Source organism: Massilia consociata, assembly GCF_042432755.1.
Lineage (GTDB): Bacteria > Pseudomonadota > Gammaproteobacteria > Burkholderiales > Burkholderiaceae_D > Telluria > Telluria consociata.
Genome location: NZ_JBHLWP010000009.1, coordinates 659,186 through 677,785 on the forward strand (window position 1 = coordinate 659,186; position 18,600 = coordinate 677,785).

At 67.3% G+C, this 18,600-nt stretch carries 16 protein-coding genes; 9 read left to right on the forward strand and 7 right to left on the reverse strand.

Translation table 11 applies throughout. The annotated features are described in order from the left end of the window. Positions 1 to 29 precede the first annotated feature (29 nt). The 3 genes from paoC to paoA are packed head-to-tail and all read right to left on the reverse strand — an operon-like array spanning position 30 to position 3,886. Positions 30 to 2,234 carry an aldehyde oxidoreductase molybdenum-binding subunit PaoC gene (paoC, locus tag ACFFJK_RS09955; protein WP_379678954.1) on the reverse strand — a complete coding sequence of 735 codons (2,205 nt, stop codon included), beginning with the start codon at positions 2,232 to 2,234 and terminating at the stop codon, positions 30 to 32. 12 nt (positions 2,235 to 2,246) lie between these two features. Further along, a complete protein-coding gene (locus ACFFJK_RS09960; protein WP_379678955.1) occupies positions 2,247 to 3,209 on the reverse strand; it encodes an FAD binding domain-containing protein in 963 nt (320 codons plus the stop codon). After that, positions 3,206 to 3,886 carry an aldehyde dehydrogenase iron-sulfur subunit PaoA gene (gene paoA / locus ACFFJK_RS09965; RefSeq protein ID WP_379678956.1) on the reverse strand — a complete coding sequence of 227 codons (681 nt, stop codon included), beginning with the start codon at positions 3,884 to 3,886 and terminating at the stop codon, positions 3,206 to 3,208. The genes ACFFJK_RS09960 and paoA overlap by 4 nt, the downstream gene beginning before the upstream one ends. A gap of 315 nt (positions 3,887 to 4,201) precedes the next feature. On the opposite strand from paoA, the gene ACFFJK_RS09970 reads away from it, so the two are divergent. The 3 genes from ACFFJK_RS09970 (at position 4,202) to ACFFJK_RS09980 (ending at position 7,040) form a co-directional block, all read left to right on the forward strand. After that, positions 4,202 to 4,897, forward strand: a complete 696-nt coding sequence (locus tag ACFFJK_RS09970) for a trimeric intracellular cation channel family protein (protein WP_379678957.1) — start codon at positions 4,202 to 4,204, stop codon at positions 4,895 to 4,897. A 133-nt stretch (positions 4,898 to 5,030) separates the two neighbouring features. Continuing rightward, entirely contained in the window at positions 5,031 to 5,951 is a 921-nt protein-coding gene (locus ACFFJK_RS09975; RefSeq protein WP_379678958.1) for an alpha/beta hydrolase, read from the forward strand. 36 nt (positions 5,952 to 5,987) lie between these two features. Further along, on the forward strand, positions 5,988 to 7,040 hold the full coding sequence (locus ACFFJK_RS09980) for a UDP-glucose--hexose-1-phosphate uridylyltransferase (protein WP_379678959.1): 1,053 nt from the start codon (positions 5,988 to 5,990) through the stop codon (positions 7,038 to 7,040). A gap of 63 nt (positions 7,041 to 7,103) precedes the next feature. Here the strand turns inward: ACFFJK_RS09980 and ACFFJK_RS09985 are convergent, their stop codons facing one another. After that, a complete protein-coding gene (locus ACFFJK_RS09985; RefSeq protein ID WP_379678960.1) occupies positions 7,104 to 8,420 on the reverse strand; it encodes an MFS transporter in 1,317 nt (438 codons plus the stop codon). A 292-nt stretch (positions 8,421 to 8,712) separates the two neighbouring features. Between ACFFJK_RS09985 and ACFFJK_RS09990 the strand changes: the two genes are divergently transcribed. Continuing rightward, complete coding sequence (locus ACFFJK_RS09990; RefSeq protein ID WP_379678961.1) at positions 8,713 to 11,055, forward strand: family 43 glycosylhydrolase; 2,343 nt, start codon at positions 8,713 to 8,715, stop codon at positions 11,053 to 11,055. 30 nt (positions 11,056 to 11,085) lie between these two features. Next, positions 11,086 to 11,643 carry a PEP-CTERM sorting domain-containing protein gene (locus ACFFJK_RS09995; protein ID WP_379678962.1) on the forward strand — a complete coding sequence of 186 codons (558 nt, stop codon included), beginning with the start codon at positions 11,086 to 11,088 and terminating at the stop codon, positions 11,641 to 11,643. Between the two features lie 31 nt (positions 11,644 to 11,674). On the opposite strand, the gene ACFFJK_RS10000 is transcribed toward ACFFJK_RS09995, so the two are convergent. From ACFFJK_RS10000 to ACFFJK_RS10010, 3 genes are all read right to left on the reverse strand, one after another. After that, positions 11,675 to 12,253, reverse strand: coding sequence for a hypothetical protein (locus ACFFJK_RS10000; RefSeq protein ID WP_379678963.1), 579 nt, complete (start codon positions 12,251 to 12,253; stop codon positions 11,675 to 11,677). 136 nt (positions 12,254 to 12,389) lie between these two features. Next, positions 12,390 to 13,835 carry an NAD-dependent succinate-semialdehyde dehydrogenase gene (locus ACFFJK_RS10005; protein WP_379678964.1) on the reverse strand — a complete coding sequence of 482 codons (1,446 nt, stop codon included), beginning with the start codon at positions 13,833 to 13,835 and terminating at the stop codon, positions 12,390 to 12,392. A gap of 89 nt (positions 13,836 to 13,924) precedes the next feature. Then, positions 13,925 to 16,216: an ATP-binding protein gene (locus ACFFJK_RS10010; protein WP_379678965.1), complete on the reverse strand. Its 2,292-nt coding sequence runs from the start codon at positions 16,214 to 16,216 to the stop codon at positions 13,925 to 13,927. Positions 16,217 to 16,329: 113 nt separating this feature from the next. Here ACFFJK_RS10010 and ACFFJK_RS10015 point away from each other — a divergent pair, with 113 nt between their 5' ends. From ACFFJK_RS10015 to ACFFJK_RS10030, 4 genes are all read left to right on the forward strand, one after another. Then, the gene (locus tag ACFFJK_RS10015) at positions 16,330 to 16,659 is read left to right on the forward strand and encodes a hypothetical protein (protein ID WP_379678966.1); all 330 of its coding nucleotides are present in this window, start codon (positions 16,330 to 16,332) and stop codon (positions 16,657 to 16,659) included. Positions 16,660 to 16,970: 311 nt separating this feature from the next. Further along, a complete protein-coding gene (locus tag ACFFJK_RS10020; RefSeq protein WP_379678967.1) occupies positions 16,971 to 17,492 on the forward strand; it encodes a phage tail protein in 522 nt (173 codons plus the stop codon). A 29-nt stretch (positions 17,493 to 17,521) separates the two neighbouring features. Next, entirely contained in the window at positions 17,522 to 18,016 is a 495-nt protein-coding gene (locus ACFFJK_RS10025; protein WP_379678968.1) for a phage tail protein, read from the forward strand. A gap of 13 nt (positions 18,017 to 18,029) precedes the next feature. Then, positions 18,030 to 18,563 (forward strand): phage tail protein, encoded by a 534-nt coding sequence (locus ACFFJK_RS10030; protein ID WP_379678969.1) that lies wholly within the window; start codon positions 18,030 to 18,032, stop codon positions 18,561 to 18,563. Positions 18,564 to 18,600 lie beyond the last annotated feature (37 nt).

Consider the following 18,600-nt stretch of genomic DNA (forward strand, 5'->3'; position numbering starts at 1 on the left):
CGCCGGACGCGCGGCCGGCACAGATGCGCCTACACCACGGCCGGCATCTTCGCCAGCAGCTTGTCGAGCGTCACCGGATAGTCGCGCACCCGGATGCCGGTGGCGTTGTAGATCGCATTCGCCACCGCCGCGCCGACCCCGCACAGTCCCAGTTCGCCGACGCCCTTGGCCTTCATCGGCGAGGACATCGGGTCGGACTCGTCGAGGAAGATGACTTCCTGGTGCGGGATGTCGGCATGCACCGGCACTTCGTAGCCGGCCAGGTCGTGGTTGACGAAAAAGCCGAGCCGCTTGTCGACCACCAGGTCTTCCATGATGGCGCCGCCCACGCCCATCGTCATCGCGCCGATCACCTGGCTGCGCGCCGCCTTCGGGTTCAGGATGCGGCCGGCCGCGCACACGGCCAGCATGCGGCGCACCCGGATCTCGGCCGTGGCCACGTCCACGCCGACTTCCACGAAGTGGGCGCCGAACGTGGACTGCTGCCACTTCTTGTCGATGTCGCCGCCGTACTCCATGGTGTCTTCGCCCACCAGTTCGCCTGCCTCGGCCGCCTGGCGCAGGGGCACCGAGCGCCCGCCGGCGCGCACGCTGCCGTCGACGAATTCGGCATTCGTCGGGTCCAGGCCCAGCCTTGCGGCGGCGGCCTCGCGCAGCTTGACGCAGGCGGCATACACCCCGGCGGTGGAGCTGTTGGCGCCCCACTGCCCGCCCGAGCCGGCCGATATCGGAAAGTCCGAGTCGCCCAGTTTGACCGTCACGCGGTCGATCGGCACGCCCATCATCTCGGCCGCGGTCTGGGCGATGATGGTATAGCTGCCGGTGCCGATGTCGGTCATGTCGGTTTCCACCGTGATGGCGCCGTCGCGCGCCAGGCGCACCCGCGCCGCCGACTTCATCACCAGGTTGTTGCGGAAGGCCGAGGCCACGCCCATGCCCACCAGCCAGCGGCCGTCGCGGGTCTTGCCCGGGGTCGCGCTGCGCTTGTTCCAGCCGAACCGGTCGGCGCCCTGGCGCAGGCATTCCACGAAGCGCCGCTGCGAGAATTTCTTCCCCGGGTTTTCGGGATCGGTCGTGGTGTCGTTTACGATGCGCAGCATCACCGGGTCCATCCCGAGCTTCTCGGCCAGCTCGTCGACCGCGATCTCCAGGCACATCATGCCCGGCGCCTCGCCCGGCGCGCGCATGGCGTTCGCTTCCGGCAGGTCCAGTCTCGCCAGCCGCAGGCGGGTCATGCGGTCGGCGCCGGCATACAGCAGGCGCGTCTGCTGCACCGCCGTCTCCGGCTGGCCGCCCGGCAGGTCGCCCGACCAGCTTTCGTGGGCGATGGCCGTGATGCGGCCTTCGCGGGTGGCGCCGATGCGGATGCGCTGGATGGTCGCCGGGCGGTGCGTGGTGTTGTTCATCAGGAGCGCGCGCTGCAGCGCCACCTTCACCGGCCTGCCGGCCGCCCGGCTGCCCAAGGCAGCGAGCAAGGCTTCCGAACGCAGGAACAGCTTGCCGCCGAAGCCGCCGCCGACGTAGGGCGAGACCATGCGCACGTTCTCCTCGGGGATGCCGAGGGTCTTGGCCAGGTCCTTCTTGCCCCAGTTGATCATCTGGTTCGAGGTGTAGACGGTGAGCTTCGGGCCTTCCCAGTACGCCACCGAGGCATGCGGCTCCATCATCGCGTGCGACTGGTCGGGCGTGGTGTAGGTGGCGTCGAGCTTCACCGGGGCGTTGGCGAAACCGCGCTCGAAGTTGCCGATGCCGGAGTCGGGCTGGTCCTTCTCGGCCGGCTTGACGGCGCTGCCCTTGGCCTTGGCCAGGTCGTAGGCGCCGTCCTGCTTCGCGTAGTCGATTTTCAGCAGGGTGGCGGCGGCGCGCGCCTGCTCGAAGGTCTCGGCCACCACCACGGCCACCGCCTGGTGGTAGTGCTGCACTTCCGGGCCGGCCAGCAGCCGCGCGGTGTTGAAGTTGCCCTTTCCGATCTTGCCGGCGTTCTCGTAGGTGACCACGGCGATCACGCCCGGCGCCGCCTTGACTGCGCTGCTGTCGATGCGCGTGATGCGGCCCTTGGGGATGCTGGCGCCGACCACGTAGCCGACGGCGGCGTTCGGCACGAGCTTGTGCTGTTCGTAGGCGTACGGCGCGGTGCCGGTGGTCTTGAGCGGTCCGTCGATGCGGTCGAGCGGTTTGCCCACGACCTTCATCTGGTCGATCGGGTTGGTGCCTGCGGGGACGGTGAATTTCATCTTGTTGGCCTCTTAAGCGGCTCGGGGCGCGCGCGCCTCGAGCAGGATCGCCTCCAGGGTGCGCTGCACGAGCGGGACCTTGAATGCGTTTTCTTCGGTCGTGCGCGCGCCGGCCAGCAACTGGTCCGTCACCGCCTTGCCGCCGCGCGGCATGGCGCTTTCGGCTGCAGGCACGCGCCAGGGCTTGTGGGCGACGCCGCCGAGCGCGACGCGGCCGCTGCCGTCCGGCTGCACCACCGCCGCCACCGACACCAGGGCGAAAGCGTAGGACGCGCGGTCGCGCACCTTGCGATAGAAATGCCTGCCCCCGAGCGGCTTGGGCAGCGTTACGGCCGTGATCAGCTCCCCCGAAACGAGATTGTTCTCGAGGTGCGGGGTGTTGCCCGGCAGGCGGTAGAAATCCGCGATCGGGATCACGCGGGTGGCGCCTTGCGGGTTGACCGTCTCGACGCGCGCGTCGAGCAGCATCATGGCCACCGCCATGTCGCTCGGATGCGTCGCGATGCAGGCATTGCTCTGGCCGACGATCGCGTGGCCGCGCGTATAGCCGCCGATCGCCGAGCAGCCGCTGCCCGGCACCCGCTTGTTGCAGGGCATGTTGGTGTCGTAGAAGTACGGGCAGCGGGTGCGCTGCAGCAGGTTGCCGGCGGTGCTCGCCTTGTTGCGCAGCTGGCCCGAGGCGCCGGCCAGCAGCGCGCGCGACAGCACCGCGTAGTCGCGCCGCACGCGGGCGTCGGCCGCCAGGTCGCCGTTGAGCACCAGGGCGCCCACGCGCAGGCCGCCGTCGGGTGTGGCGTCGATTCGATCCAGGCCGAGGTGGTTGACGTCCACCAGGTGCGGCGGCGTCTCGATCTCGAGCTTCATCAGGTCGAGCAGGTTGGTGCCGCCGGCGATGAAGCGCGCGCCCGGCGTTTGCGCCACCGCGGCGGCGGCTTCGGCCGGGGTGCGCGCGCGCTGGTAGGTGAAGGCCTTCATGCCTTGCCTCCCGCGCCGCTCGTCGCCGCCACCTCGGTAATCGCATCGACGATGTTGGAATAGGCGCCGCAGCGGCAGATGTTGCCGCTCATGCGTTCGCGCAGTTCGTCGGCCGAGAACATCGGCTGCGCGTTCAGGTCGGCCGTGACATGGCTGGGCATGCCGCGCTTGATCTCGTCGAGCACGCCGACCGCGGAACAGATCTGCCCCGGGGTGCAATACCCGCACTGGTAGCCGTCGTGCTTGACGAAGGCCGCCTGCAGCGGATGCAGCTTGTCCGGGGTGCCGAGCCCCTCGATGGTCGTGATCTCCGCGCCGTCGTGCATCACGGCCAGGCTCAGGCAGGAGTTGATGCGGCGGCCGTCGACGATGACGGTGCAGGCGCCGCACTGGCCCTGGTCGCAACCCTTCTTGGTGCCGGTCAGTTGCAGGTGCTCGCGCAGCGCGTCGAGGAGCGAGGTGCGGGTGTCGAGTTCCAGTTCGCGGCGCTGGCCGTTGACGCGCAGGCTGACCTTCATCGCCACCGGCGGGCGCGCCGTGGCGCCCGGCGCAGGGTGAGCGATCGGGCTGGTGGCCTGGGCGCTTGCCACGGCCGGGATGGCTGCCGCGGTCGCGGTCATGGCGCCGCTGATGAGCAGGCCACGCCGGGTCTGGTTGATATGGGTGGAGTCGTCCATGGGGCTCCTGGTCGGGGACTGAATAGGGGGACCTTATCCTGGGATAAGAGGCTTGCATGGATGTTAAGGTTATTTCACCGCGCCATTCATGCGGCTGACAGAATAGGCTTATGAATTCCGCTCATAAATTGCCGTCAATCATGAGCTGCACACATCAATCCGGCGCACGCGAATGTCGCCTTCCCGGTCCGCGCGCGCGCCACGCGCAAGCCGCGTTGCCGCCTGTGGCGGCCCCATCCCCGGAGGCACTATACTGCGGTGTTGACCGGCCGGCACGTCCGCCGCGCCGGGCTGAACCCATCACCAGGAGTGTCCTTGTTTGCTGTCCTTTCGCTCGACATGGGCGCCGCCATGAAAACCCTCGTGTTGACGCTCGACCTGATCGGCACCTTCGTGTTCGCCCTCAGCGGCGCCGCCGCCGGCGTGCGGCGCCGCGTCGACATCTTCGGGGTGCTGGTGCTCTCGTTCGTGGCGGCCACGTCGGGGGGTATCGTGCGCGACCTCTTGATCGGCGCCACGCCGCCGGCGGCGATCAGCGATTGGCGCTACCTGGGGGTGTCGTTGCTGGCGGGCCTGACCATCTTCTTCTGGCATCCGACCGTGGAGCGCCTGCGCACGCCGGTGCAGGTTTTCGACGCGGCCGGCCTGGCGCTGTTCTGCGTCGCAGGCGCGCAGAAAGCCCTGGTCTTCGGCCTCGAACCTGAAATGGCCGCCCTGCTCGGCATGCTGACCGGAATCGGGGGCGGCATCGCCCGCGACGTGCTGCTCAACGAAGTGCCGTCGGTGATGCGCGCCGACGTCTACGCCGTGGCAGCGCTGGCCGGGGCCACGGTGGTGGTGGCCGGCGACGCCTTGTCGCTGCCGACTGCGCCGGTCGCCTGTGCCGGCGCCGCGCTGTGCTTCGGCCTGCGCATGGCCGCGCTCCGCTACGACTGGCAGCTGCCGGTCGCCCCCATCCAGGATGCGGGCGAGGCCAACGACGGGACCGCCGACCGCCGCGATTCGCGCTGAGTACCGCCACCTCGTCCCATGGCCGCCTGGCCATTGCGTTCGGCCGCGTCCGCCGGACCGGCAAGCCGGCGTCAGGCATGCGGCCGCTGATCTATCATGCGGGGCGGAGAGGAATGGACCCAGGAGACCCGCGATGGAACAGTTCAAGCCCGGCTGGGCGGCAGCGCCCCACGTCATGCCGCTATGGCCCGAAGGCGTGCCGGACGCCCGGGCCGGCGTCGGGCCGGAAACGATCGACAATGGCCGCGTTGCCGGCGTCGTCGATCCCGACCTGAGGATGTTCATGCCCGCCGTCGACCGGCCGAACGGCACCGCCGTCATCGTCTGCCCCGGCGGCGGCTACGAATTGCTGGGAATGGACCGCGAGGGCGACCAGTATGCTCGCTGGCTCGGCACCCTCGGCATCACCGCATTCGTGCTCAAGTACCGCCTCCGCGACTACGGCCACCCGGCGCCGCTGCGGGACGTGCTGCGCGCGCTGCGCATGGTGCGCTCGCAGGCGGCGCGCCTGAACGTACACCCGGAGCGGATCGGCGTGATGGGCAGCTCGGCCGGCGGCCACCTGGCCGCGGTCGCCGGCACCCTGTTCGACCATCCGCTCGGGCGCACCGGCGCGGAACTCGACAACGTGAGCGCGCGGCCCGACTTCCTGCTGCTCATGTACCCGGTGATCGCCATGGAAGGCGCGGCGGCGCACGCCGGTTCGCGCAGGGCCCTGCTCGGCCCCGCCCCCGCGCCGGCGGACGTGTCACTGATGTCGGTGGCGCGCCAGGTGACGGCGCGGACGCCGCCCACGCTCCTGATCCATACCCAGGCCGACCAGTCGGTGCCGGTCGAGAACAGCATCCTGTTCTACCAGGCGCTCACGGCCGCGCAGGTGCCGGCGGAAATGTATCTGTTCGAACAGGGCGCGCACGGCATCGGGATGCGCGACGGACTGGGCACCGCGTCAGGCTGGCCGCGCCGCGCCGAGCAATGGCTGCGCGCGCGCGGCTTGCTGGATGCGTGTCCGATTGGCGCAGGCGAAAACGCGACCGGCATCGTTCCCGATTAAGATGCGGGAGCCACGAAACCAACCGGAAGGAGATCCATGTTCACCGCACCCGAACACCCGCACCGCCGTTTCAACGCCCTGAGCGGCGAATGGGTACTGGTATCGCCACACCGCGCCAAGCGTCCCTGGCAGGGACAGCAGGAAGCGGTCGACCGCAGCGTCCGGCCCGCGCACGATCCGGGCTGCTACTTGTGCGCCGGAAACCTGCGCGTCAACGGCGAACGCAACCCGCCCTACGAGGGGACCTACGTCTTCACCAACGACTTCGCCGCGGTGGCGCCCGATACGCCCGAGGCGGCGGCCAGCGACGATCCGCTGTTCCAGGGCATGAGCGTGCGCGGCACCAGCCGCGTGATCTGCTTCTCGCCGGACCACGGCAAGTCGCTGCCCGAACTGGACCTGGCGGCGATCCGCGGCGTGGTGGACACCTGGGCCGCCCAGAGCGCGGAGCTGGGCGCGGCCTACCGCTGGGTGCAGGTGTTCGAGAACAAGGGTGCGGTGATGGGCTGCTCCAACCCGCATCCGCACGGCCAGGTCTGGGCGACCAGCTACGTGCCCGACCTGCCGGCCAAGGAAGACCGCCGCCAGCGCGAGTATTTCGCCGCCCACGGACAGGCGCTCCTGCTCGACTACGCACGGCGCGAAGCCGAAGCCGGCGAACGGGTGGTGGTCGCCACCGAGCACTGGCTCGCGGTGGTGCCCTACTGGGCCGGCTGGCCGTTCGAGACCCTGCTGCTGCCGCGCTTCCCGGTGCAGCGCCTCGAAGACCTGCAGGACGCCCAGCGCGACGACCTGGCGCTGGCGCTGCAGCGCCTGACGACCCGCTACGACAACCTGTTCCAGACCTCCTTCCCGTACTCGATGGGCTGGCACGGCGCGCCCTACGAGGACGGCGACCAGCGCCCCTGGCAGCTGCACGCCCACTTCTTCCCGCCCCTGCTGCGCTCGGCCTCGGTGCGCAAGTTCATGGTCGGCTTCGAGATGCTGGCCGAGGCCCAGCGCGACCTGACGCCCGAGCAGGCGGCGGCGCGCCTGCGCGAACAGTCCGAGGTCCACTACCTGCACGCCGGCGAGGCGCCGGGGGCATGATGCACGGTGCGGCGGCCAGGCCCCGCCCGCCGCCGCACGCACCCGCGTCCGGTCCGGGAACGTTCACTCCAGGGCGCGGTTGCGCGACTCCACGTCGACGTGGTGGATCGCCAGCGCGCCGATGACCAGGAAGCCGGCGAGCATGGCCAGCGCCAGCGTGAAATGCGTCGCCATCACCGGCGCCACGATCGAGGGCGCGAACAGGCCGCCGAAGCGCGCCACGGCGCCCGCCGTGCCCATCCCGCTGGCGCGCAGGTCGGTCGGGTACACCTCGGGCGTGAAGGCGTACAGCGCGCCCCAGGTGCCCAGCAGCGCAAAGCTCATCAGGAGGGTCGAGCCGACCACCACCCAGGTGGCGTCGCCGAGGCTGTAGAACATGCAGCCCACGGCGCTCAGCAACAGGAAGCCGACCAGCGTCGGCTTGCGTCCCCAGCGTTCCACCCCATAGGCCGACAGCGCAAAGCCCGGCAGCTGCACCAGTGCCAGCACGATCAGGAACTCCTGGCCGCGCATGAAGCCGAAGCCCTCGGCGCTCAGCCGCACCGGCAGGTAGACGAACACGCCATAGTAGGCGATCGAAATGAGCGCCCAGGCCACGAACAGCGACAGGCTCCTGCGCCGCAGCTTCCCGGCGAACAGCGCCAGCAGCGACTGCTTGGCCGGTGCGTCCGGCTGCAGCCTCGGGATCGCCGTCCCGTTGCCGTTGACCCGCGCCACACGCTCCAGCACCGCGCGCGCCTGCTCCCCCATGCCGCTGCGATTGAGGTACATGGGCGACTCGGGTATGTACAGGCGCAGCACGACGCCGACCAGCGCCGGCAGGCCGGTGACGAAAAAGATGACGCGCCAGGCATCGTCCCCCCAGCGCAGCGCCACCAGGGCCAGCACGGCCAGCATGATGGTCCCGACCGCCCAGAACGATTCGAGCAGCACCAGCCAGCGCCCGCGCCGGTCGCTCGGCAGGAATTCCGCCATCATCGTGTAGTCCACCGGGAGCGTGCCGCCCACGCCGATGCCGGTCAGGAAGCGCAGCACCAGCAGCCAGGTGAAATCCGGCGCGAACGCCGACGCCACGCCGAAGCAGGCGTCGAGCACCACCGCGGCCATCAGCACCGGCCGGCGCCCGATCCGGTCCGCCATGCGCCCGAACACGAAGGCGCCGAGCAGCATCCCGACGAAGAACACCGTGCCGGTTTCGAGCGCCTGCGGCACCGGGATCCCGAAGGTCTTCGCGATCGAGGGGGCGCTGAACCCGATCGACAGCACCTGCATGGCGTCGGCCATCCAGACCAGGCCGAAGATCAGGAACAGGCGGTACTGGAACTTTCCCACGCCTGCCGCCTGAATGCCCTGTTCCACGGTGATGGGTGCGCTCGACATCTTTCCTCCGCTTTCACGATGTTGTGATTTTTACACATTCCTGCAGGTAGCCCTGCTCGCTTGACAGGGGCAGTGTGCGGGAACGCGCGGTCGAGGTCGGTGCAGTGGGCGACAGAGCGCGCGCAACATCGGGCGCCCGCGCGACGCGCGCGGGCCGCATACCGATATCGGTATCGCCCGCCGCTTTAATGTCATTGGTAAGAATGCAAAAATTTCTGCAATCTAGGCGGCAGCTTGCACCCGCGGCCCGGCCGGCCCGGCGCAAGGACAATAACGATACCGGAGACATGTCATGAACAAGACCCTTTCGCTGTGGGGGCTGGGGGCGCTATTGGCCTCGGCCCTGCTCGCCCCGGATGCCGCCGCCCAGGCGGGATTCACCCCGATCACCTTCAAGAACGCTTCCGTGCACGATCCATCGGTGGTCAAGGCGGGGGACACGTATTACGTGTTCGGCTCCCACCTTGCGGCCGCGAAGTCCACCGACCTGATGAACTGGCAGCAGCTGACGGACGGCGTCAGCGCCACCAACCCGCTGTTCCTGAACGGCTCGGCCAACGTGTTCACCGAACTGGCCGAGACCTTCAGCTGGGCCCAGTCGAACACGCTGTGGGCGGCGGACGTCAGGCAGCTGGCGGACGGCAGGTTCTACATGTATTACAACGCCTGCAAGGGCGACTCGCCCCGTTCCGCCATGGGCCTGGCCGTCGCCGACCGCATCGAAGGCCCGTATGTCGACAAGGGCATCTTCCTGCGCTCCGGCATGTGGGGCCAGGCCAGCCACGACGGCACGGTGTACGACGCCATGAAGCACCCGAACGCGGTCGATCCGCACGTGTTCTCCGACAATGCGGGCCGGCTGTGGATGATCTACGGTTCCTACTCGGGCGGCATCTTCATCATGCAGATGAACCCGACGAACGGCATGCCCCTGCCGGGCCAGGGATACGGCAAGCGCCTCATGGGCGGCAACCACGCCCGCATCGAGGGCGCGTTCGTGATGTACAGCCCGGCCACGGCCTACTATTACCTGTTCACCTCCTTCGGTGGCCTGGACGCCACCGGCGGCTACAACATGCGCGTGGCGCGCTCGCGCAATCCCGACGGCCCCTACCTGGACGCGCAGGGCAAGGACATGGCGGGCGTGCGCTCGGATCCGGCCAAACCGCTGTTCGACGACGCCTCGATCGCGCCCTACGGCGTCAAGCTGATGGGGAACTACCTGTTCGAGCGCAAGCTCGGCGAGCCCGGCACCGGCATCGGTACCGGCTACGTCTCTCCCGGCCACAACTCGGCCTACTACGACGCCGCGACCGGCAAGCACTTCCTCGTGTTCCACACCCGCTTCCCCGAGCGCGGCGAGCAGCACGAGATCCGGGTCCACCAGATGCTGATGAACGCGGACGGCTGGCCGGTGGTCGCGCCCTACCGCTACGCAAAGGAGAAAGCGGTGGCGGTACGCCGCGAGTTCGTGGCCGGCGACTACCTGTTCGTCAACCATGGCAAGGACATCTCGGCCGCCATCAAGCGGTCGCAGCACGTCACGCTGGCAGCCAACGGCGCGGTGACCGGCGCGGTGACCGGCACCTGGGCCCTTGTCGGCGCCAACGGGGTCGAGCTGCGCCTGCAGGGCGCCGCCACGCCCTACAAGGGCGCGTTCCTGAGCCAATGGGACGAAACCTCGAAGAGCTACGTGATGACCCTGTCGGCCCTGTCGGGCGAAGGCGTGGCGGTATTCGGCAGCCGCCTGCTGCCGCGCACCGATGCCCAGGTGGTCAACGCAATCCATGCGGAGCTCAGCCTGGGCAACACGTCGGCGGTAAGCACCGACCTGAGCCTGCCGACTTCCGGTGCGCGCGGTTCGACCATCACCTGGACCTCGTCCAACCCGGCCGTGGTGAGCCATACCGGCGTCGTCAATGCAGCCGCCGGCGACGTCACCCTCACCTTGAGCGCGCGCATCGCCAAGGGCACGGCCAGCGCCGTCAAGACCTTCACCGTCACCGTGCGCAAGGCGGGCGGACTGCTGGCGCATTATGCCTTCGACGGCAACCTGCACGACGCGACCGGCACGTCGGGCCCGGGTGTCGTGGTCGGCAGCCGGATCGACGCCGCCGGCGGCAGCATCGGGTATGAGGCCGGCGTGAAAGGCAATGCCGCCGTCTTCAACGGCGCCAGCGGCATCCGCCTGCCGAACGGCCTGATCGCGTCGAACAACTACACCGTCGCACTCTGGCTCAAGCCGGCGCAGCTGACGGCGTTCTCGACCACCTTCTTCGGCGCGCGCACGACGGATTCGTGGATCAGCCTGCTGCCGATGGGGCACGATTTCGTCAACGGCGCATCGATGCTGTGGTCGGGCACCGCCTGGTACGACGCGGGACTGGGCATGAACATCCCCGTCGGCCGCTGGTCGCACCTCGCGTTCAGCGTGCGCAACGGCGCCGTGAATGTCTATGTCAACGGGGTGAAACGCTTCAGCGGGACCAACTTCCCCAACGTCTTCACCAATACCGGCGGCGTGTTCGCGCTGGGCGTGAACTGGTGGGATACGCCGTACAAAGGGTCAATGGACGACCTGCGCATCTACGGCAGCGCGCTCGGCGACGCCGACGTTGCGGCCCTGGCCCGCTGACCGCCACATTCAACCATCGAGGACCACCACATGAAGAACATCGTTTTCTCCCTCCTGATGCTGTTCGCCTCGGCGGGCGCCCCCGCCGCCGTCATCGGATTCGACGACCTGCCCGGCGACGAGACCGAGGTCATCCCCGACGGCTACCGGGGTTTCGACTGGATCAACCTGGGCGCGATCCGGGCCGATGCCTATCCCGGCAGCGGCTATGCGGCGGGCACCGTCTCGTACGCCAACACCGCCTTCAACCGCGACGGCGGCACCGCCGCGATCGCCCGGATGGGCGGTTTCGATTTCGTCGGGGCCTGGTTCACGTCGGCCTGGCTCGACCAGGAGCTGGCCTTCGAGGGGTGGCGCAAGGGCGAGCTGCTGTATTCCACCGACGTGTCGTACGTGCTGGACACCGTCACGCCCCGGTGGATCGGTCTCGGCTGGTCGGGCATCGACACCCTGGTCATCTACAACAGCAGCGGCACGCAATGGGCCATGGATGATTTCACGGTCCCGGAGCCGGCCTCGCTCGGCCTGTTCGCGACGGCCCTGGCGGGGCTGGCGGCGACACGCGGACGCAGGAAAGCCCGCCGCTGAGCCTCGGGATGCGCGCGGCCTTGTGCCGGGCTCATCCTTCGCTGCCGTAGTCGGCCTTGGCTGCCAGCACGCGCGCCAGCGCCGACTCCGGGTCCAGGCCGGCCATCATGAGGTTGATGATTTCCTGCTTGTCTTCCTGCGCCACCTTCGCGCAAGCGGCGCGGTGCGAGCAGAAATAGGCGTACCAGGCCACGTCCGCCGGCCGTTCCTTGCGCGGCTTGAAGCGCGCCGGGATCGCCGCCCGGGCGGCAGCGGCATGCGCCGCCAGTTGCGCGTCGGCGCCGGACCAGTCGACGCCCGCCACGGCGCGCCGCTCGGCCTCCCAGTCTCCCTGGTAGCCAGGAGCGGGCCGCATGGTCGCCCTGTTCACCGCGAGGCAGGCCAGGTTGGGGTAGCCGTATGTGCGGCAGAAGTCTTCGACGAAGCGCAGTTTCATGCCGATGCCCACCGGGACGGCACGGCCGAGGGTCGCGTCCCTCGGATGCAACTGGCGCGCCAGCGTGAGCAGGTCGGCATAGGCGATCGGCGCGCCCTGCGCCGACCCGGCGTGCCGCGCGAGCGCCTCGAACACCCGCAGACCGACGTCGATGTCGGTGATCGTGAATTTCATGTCCGCGTCGGTGCCGCTCCCCATTCCCTACTCCCTGTACAAGAAAAAAAAAGCCTGCACGTGCAGGCTTTCCTCCATCGTGCAGTGCGGCGCCGGCCGCCATCTTACACGCTTGTTTGCAAACTTATTTGCAAACCTATACGCCCACCATCGATACCGCCTTGGTATTCAGGTAGGCTTCCAGCGCTTCCGGACCGCCTTCCGAGCCGTAGCCGGAATCCTTGATGCCGCCGAACGGCAGCTCGGCGCTCGGCGTGGCCGGCTGGTTAATCCACAGCATGCCGACTTCCACGCGGTTCATCAGGAGCTGGGCGTTCTTGATCGAACGGGTGAAGGCATAGCCGGCCAGGCCGTACGGCAGGCGGTTGGCCTCGTTGATTGCTTCTTCCAGGCTGTCGAAACCGCGGATCGCCGCCACTGGACCGAAGGGCTCGTCGTTGAACACGCTTGCCTCGAGCGGCACGTCGGCCAGGATGGTCGGCGCGAAGAAGTTGCCGGCGTCGCCGACGCGCTGGCCGCCGGTCGCGACGGTGGCGCCCTTGGCCTGGGCGTCCTCCACCACCTGCGCCATTGCCGTCAGACGGCGCGCGTTGGCCAGCGGACCGAGGGTCGTGCCTTCGACCAGGCCGTCGCCGATCTTCAGGCTTTCGGCATGGCGCACCAGGGCCTGGGTGAACTCGTCCTTGATGGCCTTGTGCACCAGGAAGCGGGTCGGCGAGATGCACACCTGGCCCGCATTGCGGAACTTGGCGGCGCCGGCGGCCTTGACGGCCAGCGCCACGTCCGCGTCCTCGGCGATGATGACCGGCGCATGGCCGCCCAGTTCCATCGTCACGCGCTTCATGTGGGCGCCGGCCAGGGCGGCCAGCTGCTTGCCGACCGGGGTCGAACCGGTGAAGGTGACCTTGCGGATGACCGGGTGCGGGATCAGGTAGCCGGAGATCTCGGCAGGGTCGCCGAACACCAGGCCCACCACGCCCGGCGGCACGCCGGCGTCGACGAAGCACTGCAGCAGCGCTGCCGGAGACGCCGGGGTTTCTTCCGGTGCCTTGCACAGGAAGGAGCAGCCGGTCGCCAGCGCGGCGGCGAGCTTGCGGACGATCTGGTTGATCGGGAAGTTCCAGGGCGTGAACGCCGCGACCGGACCGACCGGCTCCTTCAGCACCAGTTGCTGGGCCGCCGGGTTGCGCGACGGGACGATGCGGCCGTACACGCGCATGCCTTCGGCGGCGAACCAGTCGATGATCTCGGCGCCGGCCAGCGCTTCCATTTTTGCTTCGGCCAGCGGCTTGCCCTGCTCCTGGGTCAGCAGGCGTGCGATGTCGCCCGCGCGCTCGCGCAGCAGGTTGGCGGCGCGGCGCATGGTGGCGGCACGCTCGGCCGCAGGCACGAAGCGCCAGGCCTCGAAGCCCTTCTGGGCAGCGGCCAGGGCGCGGTCCAGGTCCGCGATGCTGGCGTGGGCCACGGTGCCGATCGGCTGCCCGGTGGCCGGATTCAGCACCGGGATCGTCTTTCCGCCAGTGGCGTCGCTCCATTCGTTGGCGATGAGAAGTCGGGTGTCGGGATAGCTGGAAGTCGTCATGGGCCTCGGTTCCTGTGTTTGGTAACTGGTAATCCAATAATGATACCCGGTGTGCGGGTGCCTTGCAGGCACGAGCACGGACCGCTTTTTCAAACGCAAGGTCTGCTGGCCGCCGTTGCCGTGCTCGCCAGGATACGGTCGAGTGCCGCGATATCGACCGGCTTGACGAAATGGTGGTCGAAGCCGGCTGCGAACGCGGTCTGCCTGTCGTGCACCTGCCCGTAGCCTGTGAGCGCAACCAGGACCGCGTCCTTGCTGCCGCTCGCCCGGCGCAGCCGGCGCGCCAGTTCGTAGCCATCCATGTCCGGCAGGCCGATGTCGAGGATGTAGAGCGCGTACGGCGCATCCTGGCTATGCCGGATGGCGTTGTGGGCATCCGCCATGACCGTCACCTGGTGTCCCTTGGCTTCCAGCAGGTTGGCGAGCATGCGCGCGGCATCGACGTTGTCGTCGACGACCATGAGCCGTACCGGTTCGGCCCGCACGCCTGTGTCGTCCGGCGGCGCGCCGGCCTCAGCCGCCTGCGCCGAGGATTGCGGCAAGGACGCGGACGAAGGTGTGGACGAAGGTGCGGACGAAGGCGCCGGCGGGGACAAGGGCAGGCTCAGGGTGAAGCATGCGCCTTTGCCGATGCCGTCGCTATGGACTTCCACCTGCCCGCCATGCAGCGCCATGATGCTGCGCACGAGTGCCAGCCCGAGCCCGAGTCCGCCCTGCGAGCGGTCGGCGCTACGCCGCGCCTGCTTGAAGAGATCGAACACCTGGGGCAGCAGTTCGGGATCGATGCCGATGCCGTTGTCGGTCACGCTCAGGACCAGGTCCTGGCCGCGGACATCCACCGCAAGCACGATGTTGCCGCCCTCCGGCGTGTATTTTGCAGCGTTGGCCAGCAGGTTGGTGACGACCTGGATCAGGCGGTTCTGGTCGCCCGAGACGACCGCATGCGGTGTCCGCACGTCGAGCCGGAATGCGTGCCGGCGCGACAGCATCAAGGGTTCGACCTGCTCGGCGGCGCCTTTCACCACCGCGCCGATCTCGACCCGGGCCTGTTCGATGGACACCAGCCCGCGGGTGACCCGCGACACGTCGAGCAGGTCATGGATCAGGGACTTCAGGTGCTCGACCTGGCGGGTGATGATCTCGCCCGTACGCTGCAAGGTGGCCTCGCTGCGCCCCGGCAGCTTGAGCATGTGCGCGGCGGCGGCAATCGGGGCAAGCGGGTTGCGCAGCTCGTGGGCCAGCATGGCGAGGAACTCGTCCTTCGCGCTGTTCTGGTTCTCCGCGGCCCGCCGCGCCTCGCGCTCGCTGCGCAGCAGCTGCTCGCGTTCGCGCTCGAGCGCCTGCCTCGCCTGGTTTTCCGCCTCGATCTTCATGCCGGCGTCGCGCAAGGCGCGCTGCAGCGCGTCGGCTTCGACCACGCCGGATGCCTCGACGGCCGGTATCTTGCCCTGCTCCAGCGATTTCGCCGCCGCCAGGGTCAGGTTGAAGGAACCGGTGATGCGCCGGGCAAACACGACGATGCCCAGTATGGCGCCGCCGAACGCGACCGCCAGCACCAGTGCGGCGATGACCGTGGCGGTACGCGCCGGGCTGTTGATCTCCTCGATCGGCGCCGCGATCGCCACCGTCCAGTCGGCGCGGGTGGTATGCGTGAAGGTGTTGTACGCCCAGAAGCCGTCGCGCGTCAGGTTCCTGATCCTTCCGCTCGTCTGGGCGCGGGAAGCTTCGTACAGCGCGGGGACCACCCGCGTTCCGACAAACTCCTTTTCGCGCAGATTGCGGGCAATGCTGATGCCATCGGTCCCGAACACACCCACCACCCAGGTGCCCGGCAGGTCCACGGAATGCAGCAGGCGCGTGATGTGGCTGACATGGAAGGTATGGGACAGCAGGTATTGGCGCCCGCTTGCGGTCCTGACCGGCAGGTTGACCGACACCACCTTCCACTTGCCGGCGCGCCCCTCGCGCAGGTCCGACACGCTGGGCTTTTGCAGTGCGATCGCGCTTGACACCCATGGGTTCGGTCCTTCGTCGAACACCGTGCCGTAGGGATGGTGCGTATGCATCAGCATGCGGCCCTCCATGTCGTACAGGACGGCCCAGGACTCCGAGGACGTCAGCGTCTGGCGCATGAGCGAATACAGGGACAGGAAATCTTCCTGCGACATCGGCTCGGTCTGGCCGATGACGCGCAGGGCGCCTTCGGAACTGGCGAGCTGCTTGTCGATCGACAGCGCGATGAACCTGGCTTTCTCCTCGACGTTACTGAGGCGCGCTTCCTTTTCCTTTTGCAATAGCAGGGTCAGCCCCCACGCGGACAGGGCAAGGAGCGGGATGAGGACCGTCAGGATGATGGCCGCAAGATAAGTGCGCGTTTTCATTTATAGTCGGAACTGTGATGGCCGCGCTGCAGACCCTTTGACGACGCCGGCCTTCCCTGAGCAGGGGCAACTGCCTGAATCACGGATTCTATCAGGCAAGTTAAAGGCGTGCCATGCGGCAGAAGGATACGGGCAAGGAAGGCTTGCTGCCAAGCTGCATGGCTGGCAGCTACCGGGCAGGCAAGCCCGCCGATACGATGCGCCATCGTCATGCAGTTCGACTTTCTCAACCGAGACAGTGCCGCTGGAAATTAGTTGCTATATTGGCATCAATTTACTGCCGACTGACGCCTGCGACCTCCGCCGTTTTCCACACAAGAAAGTATCGTCGTTTGATATATCTCAATATCTCAAGACAAGCGAAACTGTTTATCCCTCAAGCCATAAAAACCGTATTGGGAGTACATAAAGCCAGTGCTTCCAATCCTGCACTTTCCCAGTAATGCCGGGCACTACCAGCTGCTTCCTCCGAAAAACGGGCTACAAAAATCGTCCATCCCGCTGCTTTGTAAATGAAACACACAAGCGATTTTTTACATTTGATCTGCGCAAGTGTTCAAAAGCCACATATTTCCACGTTGTATTCCATTCCCAAAAGAAAACTGGTTAGAATCGCGCTCGCAGCCTCTGAAATTATCAAAGGTAAATAGTTAGCATACGAATGTAGTTTCCATGCCAGGGCTTGCAATATTGTTCAGATAACTTAATTGCATTGACACGCTGGATTCGTTTCTATCTTAATAAAGGGATAAGAATGAGCGATCACTATGTCGGAGAAATCCGCATGTTTGCCGGGAACTATGCCCCTGAGGGATGGGCAATGTGTAATGGGCAGGTTCTTCCGATTTCGGGTAACGAAGCGCTCTTTTCGCTGATCGGTCCGATCTACGGTGGTGATGGCCAGGCAACATTCGCTCTCCCGGACATGCGCGGCAGGGTGCCGATCAGCGCGGGCACTGCCGCCAGGACCGGGACCAGTTATATCCTCGGGCAGTCCGCCGGGACCGAAACTGTCACGCTGAGCAGTGTCGAACTTGCGCCGCATACCCATCCCGTCAACGCGCAGTCGGTGCCTGGCACTGTCAGCACTCCGACCAACGGCTATTGGGCTACTGTGGCCGTTACCGCGTATGAGAGGCCCGGCGCGCCGCCCCTGTCGGGCATGAGCGCCCGGGCCATCTCCATCGAAGGCGGCGGCCAAGCCCACGACAACATGATGCCGTACATGACGCTTACGTTCATCATCGCGCTTTCAGGTATTTACCCGTCCACCTAATCCAGCAGCGCACCACAGGAGAACTATCCATGTCCGATTTCTTTCTGGGCGAGATCCGATTATTTCCCTATGACCGGATTCCTTCCGGCTGGCTGCCTTGCAAGGGCCAGGCGCTGCAAATCAGGCAGAACGCCGCCTTGTTTTCGCTGCTCGGCACGAATTACGGTGGCGACGGCGTAAATACCTTCAACCTGCCCGACCTTAGGGGACAAGTTCCCATGTGCGCCGGTCCGAATAATTCCCTCGGCGCGGCCGGCGGCGAGGAGGCCCACACGCTGACGGTCGACGAGATGCCGCAACACACCCATCAGGTGACGGCATCGACGGGAGAGGCCTCCACTCCCTCCCCCGTTGACAACACCTGGGCCGTCGTCGCCAACGCATATGCACCGGCCGCGAACGTCCAGATGGCGCCGGACGCGCTAACCGTTGCCGGGGGCGGAAAGGCACACAACAACATGCAGCCCTACCTGACACTCAACCTGTGCATTGCCACCGTCGGTATTTTCCCGCCTCGACAATAAGGAGCGCCTGAACATGGATTCATACATCGGCGAAGTACGCATTTTTTGCGGCACCTATCCGCCTAACGGCTGGGCGGACTGCAATGGCCAGGAGCTGCCCCTCGCGCAATACCAGGCGTTGTATGCGGTCATCGGGAACATGTACGGCGGGACGCAGGACCGGACCTTTGCCCTGCCCAACCTGAACGGCCTTGTTCCCCTGCACCAGGGAGCCGGTCCGGGCCTGACGCCGCGGGCCATCGCCCAGACCGGCGGCGCCGCCGCCGTCGCCCTGACCACAAGCCAGATGCCTTTCCATGGACACGTCCCGCAAGCGCTGGACAACCAGGGGACCCAGACCGACCCGAGCGGAGCGGTCTGGGCCAAGCCCCCAAAGGCCGGCCGTCCGGCACGCGACATGCCAGAGTTCGATGCGACGCTCAATACATCCATGAACGCGCTGGCGCTGGGTCCGGCGGGCGCCAGCCAGCCACACAATAACCTCCAGCCCTACGTGCCGGTACGTTACATCATCTGCCTGGACGGCGAATTCCCCGTCAGGCCGTAGGCACCAACGCACCGTAGCATCCATGCACGGGTTCCCG

What these genes read in the sequence shown, in the direction of transcription:
- paoC (WP_379678954.1), bottom strand. Translation starts at nt 2,234, where the DNA reads ATGAAATTCACCGTCCCCGCAGGCACCAACCCGATCGACCAGATGAAG.
- ACFFJK_RS09960 (WP_379678955.1), bottom strand. Translation starts at nt 3,209, where the DNA reads ATGAAGGCCTTCACCTACCAGCGCGCGCGCACCCCGGCCGAAGCCGCC.
- ACFFJK_RS09990 (WP_379678961.1), top strand. Translation starts at nt 8,713, where the DNA reads ATGAACAAGACCCTTTCGCTGTGGGGGCTGGGGGCGCTATTGGCCTCG.
- ACFFJK_RS10000 (WP_379678963.1), bottom strand. Translation starts at nt 12,253, where the DNA reads ATGAAATTCACGATCACCGACATCGACGTCGGTCTGCGGGTGTTCGAG.
- ACFFJK_RS09980 (WP_379678959.1), top strand. Translation starts at nt 5,988, where the DNA reads ATGTTCACCGCACCCGAACACCCGCACCGCCGTTTCAACGCCCTGAGC.
- paoA (WP_379678956.1), bottom strand. Translation starts at nt 3,886, where the DNA reads ATGGACGACTCCACCCATATCAACCAGACCCGGCGTGGCCTGCTCATC.
- ACFFJK_RS10005 (WP_379678964.1), bottom strand. Translation starts at nt 13,835, where the DNA reads ATGACGACTTCCAGCTATCCCGACACCCGACTTCTCATCGCCAACGAA.
- ACFFJK_RS10015 (WP_379678966.1), top strand. Translation starts at nt 16,330, where the DNA reads ATGCGGCAGAAGGATACGGGCAAGGAAGGCTTGCTGCCAAGCTGCATG.
- ACFFJK_RS09985 (WP_379678960.1), bottom strand. Translation starts at nt 8,420, where the DNA reads ATGTCGAGCGCACCCATCACCGTGGAACAGGGCATTCAGGCGGCAGGC.
- ACFFJK_RS10030 (WP_379678969.1), top strand. Translation starts at nt 18,030, where the DNA reads ATGGATTCATACATCGGCGAAGTACGCATTTTTTGCGGCACCTATCCG.
- ACFFJK_RS10010 (WP_379678965.1), bottom strand. Translation starts at nt 16,216, where the DNA reads ATGAAAACGCGCACTTATCTTGCGGCCATCATCCTGACGGTCCTCATC.
- ACFFJK_RS09975 (WP_379678958.1), top strand. Translation starts at nt 5,031, where the DNA reads ATGGAACAGTTCAAGCCCGGCTGGGCGGCAGCGCCCCACGTCATGCCG.
- ACFFJK_RS10025 (WP_379678968.1), top strand. Translation starts at nt 17,522, where the DNA reads ATGTCCGATTTCTTTCTGGGCGAGATCCGATTATTTCCCTATGACCGG.
- ACFFJK_RS10020 (WP_379678967.1), top strand. Translation starts at nt 16,971, where the DNA reads ATGAGCGATCACTATGTCGGAGAAATCCGCATGTTTGCCGGGAACTAT.
- ACFFJK_RS09995 (WP_379678962.1), top strand. Translation starts at nt 11,086, where the DNA reads ATGAAGAACATCGTTTTCTCCCTCCTGATGCTGTTCGCCTCGGCGGGC.